14 protein-coding genes are annotated in these 11,986 nt (G+C 57.1%); 2 read left to right on the forward strand and 12 right to left on the reverse strand.

The annotated features are described in order from the left end of the window. Window positions 1-5 precede the first annotated feature (5 nt). The 10 genes from tolQ to EAH74_RS05455 form a co-directional block, all read right to left on the reverse strand. The gene (gene tolQ, locus EAH74_RS05410; RefSeq protein ID WP_046049659.1) at window positions 6-701 is read right to left on the reverse strand and encodes a protein TolQ; all 696 of its coding nucleotides are present in this window, start codon (window positions 699-701) and stop codon (window positions 6-8) included. Continuing rightward, the gene (ybgC, locus tag EAH74_RS05415; RefSeq protein WP_008147372.1) at window positions 691-1,158 is read right to left on the reverse strand and encodes a tol-pal system-associated acyl-CoA thioesterase; all 468 of its coding nucleotides are present in this window, start codon (window positions 1,156-1,158) and stop codon (window positions 691-693) included. Before ybgC ends, tolQ begins: the two co-directional genes overlap by 11 nt. Before the next feature lie 127 nt (window positions 1,159-1,285). Next, window positions 1,286-2,347 (reverse strand): Holliday junction branch migration DNA helicase RuvB, encoded by a 1,062-nt coding sequence (gene ruvB, locus EAH74_RS05420; protein ID WP_046049660.1) that lies wholly within the window; start codon window positions 2,345-2,347, stop codon window positions 1,286-1,288. Next, window positions 2,348-2,962 carry a Holliday junction branch migration protein RuvA gene (ruvA, locus tag EAH74_RS05425; protein WP_046049661.1) on the reverse strand — a complete coding sequence of 205 codons (615 nt, stop codon included), beginning with the start codon at window positions 2,960-2,962 and terminating at the stop codon, window positions 2,348-2,350. It lies immediately after the preceding gene. Between the two features lie 115 nt (window positions 2,963-3,077). After that, window positions 3,078-3,602 (reverse strand): crossover junction endodeoxyribonuclease RuvC, encoded by a 525-nt coding sequence (gene ruvC, locus EAH74_RS05430; RefSeq protein WP_008147379.1) that lies wholly within the window; start codon window positions 3,600-3,602, stop codon window positions 3,078-3,080. 155 nt (window positions 3,603-3,757) lie between these two features. Further along, window positions 3,758-4,504 (reverse strand): YebC/PmpR family DNA-binding transcriptional regulator, encoded by a 747-nt coding sequence (locus EAH74_RS05435; RefSeq protein WP_129437845.1) that lies wholly within the window; start codon window positions 4,502-4,504, stop codon window positions 3,758-3,760. A 123-nt stretch (window positions 4,505-4,627) separates the two neighbouring features. Then, window positions 4,628-6,403: an aspartate--tRNA ligase gene (aspS, locus tag EAH74_RS05440; protein WP_123367883.1), complete on the reverse strand. Its 1,776-nt coding sequence runs from the start codon at window positions 6,401-6,403 to the stop codon at window positions 4,628-4,630. A 122-nt stretch (window positions 6,404-6,525) separates the two neighbouring features. Next, window positions 6,526-6,747: an FmdB family zinc ribbon protein gene (locus EAH74_RS05445; protein ID WP_010457489.1), complete on the reverse strand. Its 222-nt coding sequence runs from the start codon at window positions 6,745-6,747 to the stop codon at window positions 6,526-6,528. A 136-nt stretch (window positions 6,748-6,883) separates the two neighbouring features. Continuing rightward, on the reverse strand, window positions 6,884-7,222 hold the full coding sequence (locus EAH74_RS05450) for a ribbon-helix-helix domain-containing protein (RefSeq protein ID WP_123367882.1): 339 nt from the start codon (window positions 7,220-7,222) through the stop codon (window positions 6,884-6,886). A 265-nt stretch (window positions 7,223-7,487) separates the two neighbouring features. Beyond that, window positions 7,488-7,958 carry a Dps family protein gene (locus EAH74_RS05455; protein ID WP_140676806.1) on the reverse strand — a complete coding sequence of 157 codons (471 nt, stop codon included), beginning with the start codon at window positions 7,956-7,958 and terminating at the stop codon, window positions 7,488-7,490. Window positions 7,959-8,266: 308 nt separating this feature from the next. On the opposite strand from EAH74_RS05455, the gene EAH74_RS33580 reads away from it, so the two are divergent. Then, entirely contained in the window at window positions 8,267-8,869 is a 603-nt protein-coding gene (locus EAH74_RS33580; RefSeq protein WP_008147390.1) for a cold-shock protein, read from the forward strand. Window positions 8,870-8,939: 70 nt separating this feature from the next. On the opposite strand, the gene EAH74_RS05465 is transcribed toward EAH74_RS33580, so the two are convergent. Both EAH74_RS05465 and EAH74_RS05470 read right to left on the reverse strand, forming a co-directional pair. Further along, window positions 8,940-9,146 carry a SlyX family protein gene (locus tag EAH74_RS05465; RefSeq protein WP_008029236.1) on the reverse strand — a complete coding sequence of 69 codons (207 nt, stop codon included), beginning with the start codon at window positions 9,144-9,146 and terminating at the stop codon, window positions 8,940-8,942. A 3-nt stretch (window positions 9,147-9,149) separates the two neighbouring features. Next, window positions 9,150-9,575, reverse strand: a complete 426-nt coding sequence (locus EAH74_RS05470) for an HIT domain-containing protein (protein WP_123367895.1) — start codon at window positions 9,573-9,575, stop codon at window positions 9,150-9,152. 916 nt (window positions 9,576-10,491) lie between these two features. Between EAH74_RS05470 and EAH74_RS05475 the strand changes: the two genes are divergently transcribed. Then, complete coding sequence (locus EAH74_RS05475) at window positions 10,492-11,814, forward strand: OprD family porin (protein WP_140676809.1); 1,323 nt, start codon at window positions 10,492-10,494, stop codon at window positions 11,812-11,814. The last annotated feature ends 172 nt before the right edge of the window (window positions 11,815-11,986 follow it).

The raw sequence follows: 11,986 nt of genomic DNA on the forward strand, positions 1-11,986 counted from the left end.
CCTGCTTATTCTTCGCTGGTGTGCACTTTGCGGTGCAGGATCGCCTGGAATTCGTCGGCGAAGGTGTAGTAACGGCTCAGCAGGGTTTCGCTGCGAGCAGCAAAACGGTTGTAAGCGATAACGGCCGGGATGGCGGCGAACAAGCCGATCGCGGTTGCAATCAGTGCCTCGGCAATACCTGGAGCCACAGTGGCCAGCGTCGCTTGCTGGGCAGTTGCCAGACCACGGAAGGAGTTCATGATCCCCCAGACGGTACCGAACAGACCGATGTACGGGCTGACGGAACCTACGGTCGCGAGGAACGGCAGGCTCTGCTCGAGCTTTTCTTCTTCGCGGGAAATGGCCACGCGCATGGCACGGGCCACGCCTTCCATGACCGCTTCCGGGTCAACGCCTGGCTGCTGGCGCAGACGGGAGAATTCCTTGAAACCTGCACGGAAGATCTGCTCTACGCCCGAATCCGGATCAGGGTTGCTGCCGGCCTGACGGTAGAGTTTGGACAGGTCGATACCCGACCAGAAGCGCTCTTCAAAGCTCTCCAGGGCACGTCGACCGGCGCGCAGCAGATTGCTGCGCTGAAAGATCATGATCCATGAGGTCACCGATGCGGCTACCAGGATCAGCATTACCAGTTGCACCACGATACTGGCATTGCTGACCAGGCTCCACATGGAGGAATGGTCGACGACGTTAGCTTCCACGCTTTATCTCCTGCTTTGAGTGTGTACCCGCGCCGCTCACGTCGGCAAAGGCCGCACGTAGAGCTTCGGGAATGGCCCGGGGTTTCAAACTGTTAGTGCGCACACAGGCCACCAAAAACTGCCCTTCGCAGAGCAGCGCATTATCCGTGGCTCGCCTGACCTGCTGTTTGAAGCGCAGGCTGACACGGTTCAATTCGATTACTTCAGCGCTTACCAGCAGCTCGTCGTCCAGTCGCGCCGGCGCGTGGTAACGCGCTTCGCTGGAATGCACGACGAACAACAGGTCCTCACCTGCAAGCTGGGATTGGGCAAAGCCCAGCTCCCGGAGCCGCTCGGTTCGAGCCCGTTCCATAAACTTGAGGTAATTAACGTAATACACGATGCCGCCCGCATCGGTGTCCTCGTAATAAACGCGACAACGAAGTGCGAAAGGCTCAAGCCCGTTTTGCGCGCGCATACTCTAGTGCTTACTCCTCAGGTTGCCAATCCGGCCAGGCAACTGTTTTTCATTGATTCACGGCTTTGTGGCGAAAGTACGGTCCTAGGACCGCACAAACCCCGAATAAATCAGCGCGCAAAGGTTATTAATCGTCCACGGCATCGAGGAACTCGTCTACCACGGGCATCTCGCCCAATCGTGACGGAATGTTTAAACCGAAGTGCAGGTACGCATGCCGGGTCACCACTCGCCCCCGCGGCGTACGCATGATGTAGCCCTGCTGGATCAGGTACGGCTCCAGCACGTCTTCAATGGTGTGGCGCTCTTCACTGATGGCTGCGGCGAGGCTGTCGACCCCGACCGGCCCACCGTCGAACTTCTCGATCATGGTCAACAACAGACGTCGATCCTGGTGATCGAAACCACGCTCGTCGACATCCAATAGGTTCAAGGCGAGGTCGGCGATCGGTTTGGTAATGTGGCCCTTGGCGCGTACTTCGGCGAAATCCCGAACCCGGCGCAGCAAGCGGTTGGCGATCCGCGGCGTACCACGGGCACGACGGGCGATTTCGAAGGCGCCTTCCGGGTCCAGCGGCAAGCCGAGGATGTTAGCCGAACGACTGACAATCGTTGCCAGATCCGCGGTGTTGTAAAACTCCAGGCGCTGGACGATCCCGAAACGGTCGCGCAGCGGATTGGTCAGCATCCCCGCCCGCGTCGTCGCACCGACCAGGGTGAACGGCGGCAGGTCAAGCTTGATCGAGCGCGCAGCCGGCCCTTCGCCAATCATGATGTCGAGCTGGAAATCTTCCATGGCCGGGTACAGCACTTCTTCGACGATTGGCGAGAGCCGATGGATTTCGTCGATGAACAGCACGTCGTGTGGCTCAAGATTGGTCAGCAGCGCAGCCAGATCACCCGGGCGTTCAAGCACGGGGCCCGAGGTACTCTTGATCGAGACCCCCATTTCCTGGGCGATGATGTTGGCCAAGGTAGTTTTACCCAGACCCGGCGGGCCGAAAATCAGCGTGTGGTCCAGGGATTCATTACGCCCACGGGCAGCCTGGATGAACAACTCCATTTGCTCGCGAACGGTCGGCTGGCCAATGTACTCGGCCAGGCTGACAGGGCGAATCGCCCGGTCCTGGACTTCCTCGCGATCACGAGGGCCCGGTGTGGCGGTAATCAGACGATCAGCTTCAATCACTTAGATCATTCCCTTCAGGGCACGACGAATCATGTCTTCACTGCTCAAACCTTTCTCCTTGATCGCAGAAATCGCCTTGCTGGCTTCCTGCGGCTTGTAGCCCAGGGAGATCAGCGCGCTGACCGCGTCATTTTCGGCGGTGGCGACCGGCGTCGTATCTGGCCCACCCGGCTGGTTTGGCACCAAGGCGAACATCGCCGGCACGGTTTCCCACGCCTTGAAGCGATCCTTGAGCTCCACCAGCAAACGTTCGGCCGTCTTCTTGCCCACGCCCGGCACCTTGGTCAGTGCCGAGGTGTCCTGGGACTGCACGCAGCGGACCAGTTCGTCGACTTCCAGGCTCGACATCAGGGCAAGAGCCAATTTCGGCCCCACACCATTGAGACGGATCAACTCGCGAAAAAAGTCTCGCTCGCGCTTGCCGAAGAAGCCATAGAGTAACTGCGCGTCTTCGCGGACGACCAAATGGGTGTGCAAGGTCAGCGGTTCACCGACCGACGGCAAGCGATAAAGCGTGGTCATGGGCACTTCCAGCTCATACCCCAGACCGTTTACATCCAGAATCAGGTGCGGCGGCTGTTTCTCAGCCAGTGTGCCGCGCAAGCGTCCAATCACGTTTCAGATCCTTGAGCGTTGGCCAGATCAGTGCTGGCGACTGACAGAACAAGGGTTTTGCGCCGACGACACAGGCGCAAAACCCTCGTTCCATAAAAAATGATTGCTGATGCTATCAGAGACGCAGGCGTCCGCCACGACTGCGTGCCGTACCCAGGCCATGGGGCAAGAGGCTGGAGCGGGTGTGAGCATGGCAAATGGCAATGGCCAGGGCGTCCGAGGCATCGATTTGCGGCTTGCTGGTCAGTTTCAGCATATGCATGACCATCATTTGCACCTGCTCTTTATTCGCCGCGCCGGTCCCGGTCACCGCCTGTTTGACCTGGGTCGCCGTGTACTCAGCGATTTCCAGGCTTTCTTCCGCCCCGGCAACGATGGCTGCGCCGCGGGCCTGGCCAAGTTTCAGCGCAGAGTCGGCGTTGCGCGCCATGAAGACCTTTTCGATGCCCATGGTCACTGGGCCGTAGGTCTGGATGACTTCGCGCACGCCGCGATAGACGATTTGCAGGCGTTCATGCAGCTCGCCGGAACCTGTGCGAATGCAGCCCGACGCCACGTAAACGCAACCACGCCCGGTATCACGCACTACGCCATAACCGGTAATACGCGAACCGGGGTCGATACCAAGAATTAAAGTCATAACGCCTGCAGAAAGAGATCGCGGTGGCTTGAGAATAACTGTGTAGGAGCTGCCGAAGCCTGCGATCTTTTAAATAAAAAGCCAAAATCAAAAAATCGCAGGCTTCGCCAGCTCCTACAGGGGCCAGGTGAAGGCTGCGATCTTTAATAAATGCATCAACCGAGCTGTGCGGCCACCGATTCAGGGATGTCCGCGTTGGAGTAGACGTTTTGCACGTCATCCAGATCTTCAAGCATGTCGATCAGCTTGAGAACCTTCTCGGCGCCTTCCAGGTCCAGTTCGGCACTGGTGGTCGGCAGCATCACGATTTCCGCGTCATCGCCTTTGAAACCAGCCGCTTCCAGGGCGTTACGCACGGAGTAGAAACCGGCGAACGAGGTGAATACGTCGATGGAGCCGTCTTCGTGGGTCACCACGTCATCGGCATCGGCCTCCATCGCCGCTTCCATCAGCGCATCCTCATCGACGCCCGGCGCGAAGGAAATCTGTCCCTTGCGCTCGAACAGATAGGCCACCGAACCGTCCGTACCGAGGTTGCCACCGCACTTACTGAACGCGTGCCGAACAGCGGCTGCGGTGCGATTGCGGTTGTCGGTCATGCACTCGACCATCACCGCCACGCCGCCCGGGCCGTAGCCTTCGTAGGTCAGCTCGACCATGTCGTCGGTGTCGGCGGCACCGGCGCCGCGGGCAACCGCGCGATCGATGATGTCGCGGCTCATGTTCGCGCCAAGGGCCTTGTCCAGCGCCAGACGCAAACGCGGGTTGGAACCCGGATCACTACCGCCCTGACGGGCAGCAACGGTCAGCTCACGAATCCACTTGGTGAAAATCTTGCCCTTCTTGGCATCCTGACGTTCTTTGCGGTGCTTGATGTTCGCCCACTTGGAATGACCCGCCATATCTCGCTCCGAATTCTCTTTGAAACATTGCCCGCCGCGCCTTGACGCGCCAGCCGGCAAACAAAAATCTCGACCATTCTATAAAGAAAGGGCGCATCCGAAGATGCGCCCTTCTGGTCAGCCTTACTCAGCTTTAGGCGTTTCGCGCAGACGAATGTGCAGTTCGCGCAATGCCTTGGCATCTACCACACCCGGGGCCTGAGTCATGACGCAAGCGGCACTCTGGGTTTTCGGGAAGGCGATCACTTCACGGATCGACTGGGCGCCGGTCATCAGCATCACCAGACGGTCCAGGCCGAAGGCCAGGCCACCGTGCGGCGGCGCGCCATATTTCAGGGCGTCGAGCAGGAAGCCGAATTTCTCTTCCTGTTCCGCTTCACTGATACCCAGCAGACGGAACACCGACTGTTGCATTTCCTTGCGGTGGATACGGATCGAACCGCCACCCAGCTCGGTGCCGTTCAGGACCATGTCGTAGGCACGGGACAGCGCGGTCGCCGGGTTGGCTTCCAGTTCTTCCGGGGTGCACTTCGGAGCGGTGAACGGGTGGTGCAAGGCGGCGAAGCTGCCGTCGTCGTTCTCTTCGAACATCGGGAAGTCGACCACCCACATCGGCGCCCACTGGCAAGTCAGCAGGTCCAGATCGTTACCGACCTTGATCCGCAGCGCGCCCAGGGCTTCGCTGACGATCTTGGCTTTGTCGGCACCGAAGAACACGATGTCGCCGTCAACCGCGCCAACGCGATCAAGGATCACATTGAGGTTGGCTTCAGGAATGTTCTTGACGATAGGAGATTGCAGGCCTTCGACACCTTTGGCGCGCTCGTTGACCTTGATGTACGCCAGGCCCTTGGCACCGTAGATGCCGACGAACTTGGTGTAGTCGTCGATCTGCTTGCGCGGCATGCTCGCTGCGCCTGGAACGCGCAAGGCGGCCACGCGGCATTTCGGGTCGTTGGCCGGGCCGCTGAAGACTTTGAAGTCGACTTCTTTCAGCTGATCGGCAACGTCAACCAGTTCCAGCGGGTTACGCAGGTCCGGCTTGTCGGAACCGTAACGACGCATGGCCTCGTCCCAGGTCATGTGCGGGAATTCGCCGAATTCCACATCCAGCACTTCCTTGAACAGGTTGCGGATCATGCCTTCGGTGATGCCGATGATGTCTTTTTCATCGAGGAAGCTGGTTTCGATGTCGATCTGAGTGAATTCAGGCTGACGGTCGGCACGCAGGTCTTCGTCGCGGAAGCACTTGGCGATCTGGTAGTAGCGATCGAAGCCGGCAACCATCAACAGCTGCTTGAACAGCTGCGGCGATTGCGGCAGGGCGAAGAACGAACCGGCGTGAGTACGGCTCGGCACCAGGTAATCGCGAGCACCTTCCGGGGTAGCGCGAGTCAGGATCGGCGTCTCGACGTCGAGGAAGCCGTTCTCGTCCAGGTAGCGACGGATGCTGGTGGTCATGCGCGAACGCAGACGCAGCTTCTCGAGCATTTCCGGACGACGCAGGTCGATGAAGCGATAACGCAGGCGGGTTTCTTCGCCGACGTCGGAGAACTCGTTGAGCGGGAACGGCGGGGTTTCCGCTTCGTTCAATACTTCCAGCTCGTAGCCCAGCACTTCGATCATGCCCGACGCCATGTTGGCGTTGCCGGCACCGGCCGGACGCAGGCGGACCTTACCGGTGACCTTGACCACGTACTCGCTGCGCACGCGATCGGCGGCGGCGAAGGTTTCAGCGCGGTCCGGGTCGAACACCACCTGGGCCAGACCGTCACGATCACGGATATCGAGGAAAATCACCCCACCGTGGTCACGGCGACGGTGAACCCATCCGCAAAGGGTAATTTCCTGGCCTTCCAGGCTTTCGTTCAGTTGGCCGCAATAATGGCTGCGCATCATGGTCGTAGTTTCACTTCTCGTAATTCGAAATTCGGTTGGAGATCCTGCAACAGCCCCGCCCTTTAGAAAGGCGCCAGATGATGCAAGACCTCGCACGTGTCGTTCAACTCAGGTCCAAGACCCTAGTCAGCTTTGTCGCCGCCGGCCAGATTCTTCTTGGAACCGGTCTTGAAATCGGTTTCGTACCAGCCGGTGCCGCTGAGGCGGAAGCCCGGCATGGACAGCATCTTCTTAAGCTCTGGCGCCTGGCAGGCAGGGCAGTCGACCAGCGGTGCTGCGCTGATCTTTTGAATGGCTTCCAACTGATGACCACAGGAAGCACATTGATAGTCGTACATCGGCATGGGGGTTGTCTCGGCGATCAGATTGCTACCGCACACGCTGGGTTTTGCGGCAAAGAGCGGGATTATATCCATTAAATGCAGCCTGTGCAGCCGTAAGACTGCACAGACCGACACTCTGCCCATTCCACCGCGTTGGCTAAGGCATGGCGACGCAGCCGCCTTCCTTCAGGCTATGCACGACGCACACAACCCGCACCAGCCCGGTGAAGTTCTTGACCCCACCGTGACGCAAATGCACCTCGCGGTCCAGATGGGACAACAGCACACTGACCGAACAGCAATTGACCTTGGCCATATCGCCCAAAATATCCCAGTACACCTGTTCAAGCCGCAAGCAGGTGGCGAAGCCATTCAACCGCACCGATCGGGATAAAGGCTGGGCCAGCCCCATATCAAATTCACTGACAAATGGATCAATCCTTATCTCCTTGACCGGACCGACCCTCCCCTCGCTTCTCCTGTCTTCGTAATCCATATCGTTGACACTCCTTAGCCATCCTTGCCTTCTTTAAGAGCAATATCTGTTGCCTTATAAAAGCGCAGGCGCAAAGGTATATCCAGATGACTTTATGACCATCAACGTAGGAGAAGCCAACAATTGAAGGGCGATCATGGAGACCGTCCTAGGCCGGCCATTTTCCTACATAGTCAGACGCCATTTGACTAGCGCGAAAGAGGTTTAAAGAGACAAGAAGCAGAACGCGAACAACGCCAACGAACGTCATCCGCGCACTGGCAGGTTACTGATCCAGCAGAGACCGCAACATCCACGCAGTTTTCTCGTGGACTTGCATGCGCTGGGTCAGCAGGTCAGCCGTCGGTTCGTCGCTGACTTTATCGAGGAGCGGGAAGATCCCGCGCGCCGTACGCGTGACCGCCTCTTGCCCGTCGACCAGTTGCTTGATCATGTCTTCGGCGCTGGGCACGCCGACCTCTTCTTTAATAGAAGACAGTCGAGCATAAATGGAATAGGCGCCTGGCGCAGGAAACCCGAGGGCACGAATACGCTCGGCAATCGAATCGACGGCCAGGGCCAACTCGTTGTATTGCTCCTCGAACATCAAGTGCAAGGTCCGGAACATTGGACCGGTGACATTCCAATGGAAGTTATGGGTTTTCAAATAAAGTACATAAGTGTCCGACAGCAGACGCGAAAGTCCGTCGACGATGGACTTGCGGTCCTCTTCACTGATACCGATATCGATTGCCATGCGTTTCCCCTAAAGGTGATGAAATTCATCCAGCAGGTGCAGGACCACTCTAGCAAGCCTGCCGGCACTCCGCAGCCCCGGACGTTCCGGTCACCTGCGACAAATCGACCCTCAGGGCACCGCTGGACTGCCTGATTTGAGTAGCCGCAGGCTTTGCTGTTAAATAGGCAGTGTGTCGCTACCGCCTATTTTCCGGGGGCTGCGCATAGGCTGGTACCGGGTACGTGTCCAACGCCTCCTATTGTTCTGAAGCGAACCGTGCTCCATCAGCTCTTCCTTGTGATCCGTCTTAACGTGAGTTACTCAAAATGTTGAAAATTGTCCACCTGCTAATGGGCGCAGCAGCCTTGCTGTTGTCCTTCATCCCTAGCCTGCGATCCGAAGCCGTACCTTACCTGCAACAACCTGATGCGCTGTACCTGGCCTTTTTCGGCCTGCTCAACCTCACCCTCGCTCCTGTTATCCCCTACTGGAACAAAGGCCCACGTCATCAACTGCAAAATCTGGTCAGCGCCCTGCTGGTTCTGACCGTCGTCCTGCAAACCCTGACGCTGATCGCGCCAATGCCTGTCATTGCCGGTCAACCTGCTGTTCTGTTCAGCCTGGTCGCTGCCCTGATTGCCGTTCTTCTGCACCTGGCCATCAGCTTCTACAAATCTTCACCGGCTGCCGCCTCGCCAAGCTATGACATGAGCAACCGCGATACCGGTACCGTAAAGTGGTTCAACACTTCTAAAGGCTTCGGCTTTATTTCCCGTGATTCCGGCGATGATATTTTCGTGCATTTCCGGGCCATTCGTGGCGAAGGTCATCGCGTCCTGGTCGAAGGCCAGCGCGTGGAGTTCTCCGTCATGAATCGTGACAAAGGCCTGCAAGCCGAAGATGTGATCGCCGCACTGCCGCGCCGCTGATCCAAGGCTAAAAAAAACCGCGAACAGCCTGGCTGTTCGCGGTTTTTTATTGCCCATCAGTTGGTCACACTCAGTAATGAGGCGGTGGCGCTTCTTCTTCAAACGTCTCGAACTGACCGGCCATTTCCTCTTGCCGCTTGAGCAAGGCGGCCATTTGCAGTTGCAGGCGCTCAACCGCACGCTGCTGCGTCGCCAGCACATCACTCAATGCCTGGATGGTGTCATCCTGAAACGCCAGCTGGCTCTCCAGATCGGTAACGCGTTCTTCCAGGCTCATGATTCAACCCTCCAGAAACGTGAAGTCATCGGTCAATACCAGGCGCAACCGTTCGCGAATCAGCGCGATCTGCTCTGAGCCATAAGGCTTGGCTGGGTGTTTCCCCCAGACCGGCGCCGGCCAGGCGGCGTCCTCACGCTTGCGCACAATCACATGCATGTGCAACTGACTGACGACGTTACCCAGGGCCGCGACATTCAATTTGTCCGCGTCAAACGAGTCCTTGAGCATTTCCGCCAGTGCGGTCGTTTCCTGCCACAGCTGCTGTTGATCTGCGACACCCAACTGAAATATCTCACTGATATCCTCGCGACGTGGCACCAGAATGAACCAGGGGTAGTTCGAATCGTTGGACAGCAGCAACCGGCAGAGTGGGAAATCCCCGATCGGTAACGTGTCTTGTTGAAGTCGTGGATCTAAAGCGAACACTGCGCGCACTCCCGCCTGGTCATCAATTTCAGCTTAGCGTCCATCCCGAGAGACGGCGCACCAAGCGACAGGACGGCAGCATACCTGCGAACGCCGCTGGCTTCACGACGAACCATGGTCGAAGCCAACCCGAGAAACTACAAACGACCCGTCACGCGCCCCGACATGAGTCATTTTCGTTCAGGACGCACCATTACAGAACCAGCAGCCACACAAAAAACGCCGAACTGACTGATAAACAACGACGCGTTCGAATTTGGCAGACAGCCGCACTGTATGAATTCAGCACAACGATTAAAATTTTTTGCACCAAAACCGCACATTGCGTCTACGCTGAGTCGGTCAGGCATCCGCCATCTACTCACTGGCGGGGTGAACCGGTAACGTTTTTGGTTGTCATGCAGTCGGCCACAAGGGTGCAACACGATGTAAACCATGGCGTCAAGCCCAAACAAAACGTGCTTGAACACCCCGGTTTTATGAGGTTTTTACAGCAACAGGCAGGCTTTCAGAAAAAAACAGCAACAGGATTCTGATTTGTGCACGCTTGTTGCATTCACACCCACATCGCCTCTAAAGCGTCCGCTGGAAGTGGAAGCCTTAAGGCAAATAAAAACAGTGGCAGGGTTGCCCGATGGAGATTCAAGCGTTTCACCAGGGACTCTTTTTACCGATGCTCAGGCCCTGGAAAACAACGCTAAAAGTTGTCAGTCCGCTTGCGTCGGGGCTGTAAATTTGCGACATCTACCAAGCCGTTTGCGACAGGGTCGTAAAGAAGCTGAAAGGTTAGATGCGCAAGTATCGCCAACATGGTCGGCGTGATATAAGTTTGCGCCGACACAAAAAGAAAGAGCCGCCCAGATAATAAATCAGGTGGGACGGCAGTACTCTTCTAAAACCAAAGGAGCAAATCACGATGCGCGTGATGAAGTGGAGCATGATCGCACTGGCAGTTGCAGCAGGCACCTCGCAGTTCGCAATGGCGTCTTCCCAGGAAGAATCCAAGGGTTTCTTCGGCGACCAGAGCCTGAAACTCAAAACCCGTTTTGAGTACATGAACCGCGATTTCAAGAACGGTGCAAGCAACAACGCAGACTCCGGCTATCGTCAGGAGTCCGGTCTCAGCCAGTTGCTGACTTACGAGTCGGGCTTCACTCAAGGCACCGTAGGCTTCGGTCTCGATGCAATGGCAATGGGTGCGGTCAAACTTGACGGCGGTTCGGGCCACCGTGGTACCGGTCTGTTCGCAGTCGATAGCGATAACAACCCTGAAAAATCCCAAGGCAAGATTGGCGGTGCAGTCAAACTGCGTCTTTCCGACACCGTCCTGAAATACGGCCAGCAGTTTGTTGCCAGCCCAGTATTCGCTACTGACGACAGCCGTATGCTGCCAGAAGTTGCTACCGGTACACTGATCACTTCCAAAGAGATCAAAGGCCTGGAACTGAGCGCCGGTCGCTTCACCGCTCTGAGCAAACAAACCGGTATGGCTCGTGACAGCATCGGCGGCCTGCCAGATGAAGATGGTAACCATGCCAAAGGCCTGAGCAGCGGCATCAACATCTTCGGTGCCAGCTACGCCTTCACCGACAACTTCACCGGAGCCCTGGCTGCGTCGGATGCTGATGAGTACTTCAAAAAGTACTACGCGAACCTGAACTACACGCTGCCGATCACTGATAATCAGTCCCTGAACTTCGACCTCAACGGTTACAAAACCAAAGGCGATAAACGTGGTGACCAGGTTGACGCCATTGGCGACGGCACCTTGGGTGTGGACAACAACCTGTGGTCCCTGGCAGCTGCCTATAGCCTGGGCGCTCACAAGTTCACCCTTGCTTACCAGCAGTCCAGCGGCGACAACGCTTACTACTACGGCGTTGACGGCAACAGCACCATCTTCGTTTCCAACTCCATCCAGATCTCCGACTTCGTGGGCCGCGAGGAAAAATCCTATCAAGCTCGCTACGACCTGAACATGGCTACCTACGGCGTACCTGGCCTGAGCTTCATGACCCGTTACGTAATGGGTAATAACATCAAGACCAACGGTCTGGGTGAAGGCAAGGAAAACGAGTGGAACCTCGAGTCCAAGTACGTCATCCAAGAAGGTCCAGCCAAAGACCTGTCCTTCCGTGCACGTTTCGCCAACTATCGCTCGAACGGCGCGTACAGCGGCTACGCTTCCGACAACTACGACACCCGTCTGATCATCGAGTACCCGCTGAGCATCCTGTAATCAGGGTGTAAAACCGGAAGTACCGTAGAGCCTGGCTCTAAACAAAAACCGCTCACCAGCTTAGGTGGGCGGTTTTTTTATGCCTGGCAAATAACGGGCGCACCAGCAAACAACTTCATGTCATAACATTAGAACTTTTTTCAATGGACTGACTGGCGGGCAGAAAAAAACC

This window comes from Pseudomonas mandelii (assembly GCF_006438925.1).
Lineage (GTDB): Bacteria > Pseudomonadota > Gammaproteobacteria > Pseudomonadales > Pseudomonadaceae > Aquipseudomonas > Aquipseudomonas mandelii_C.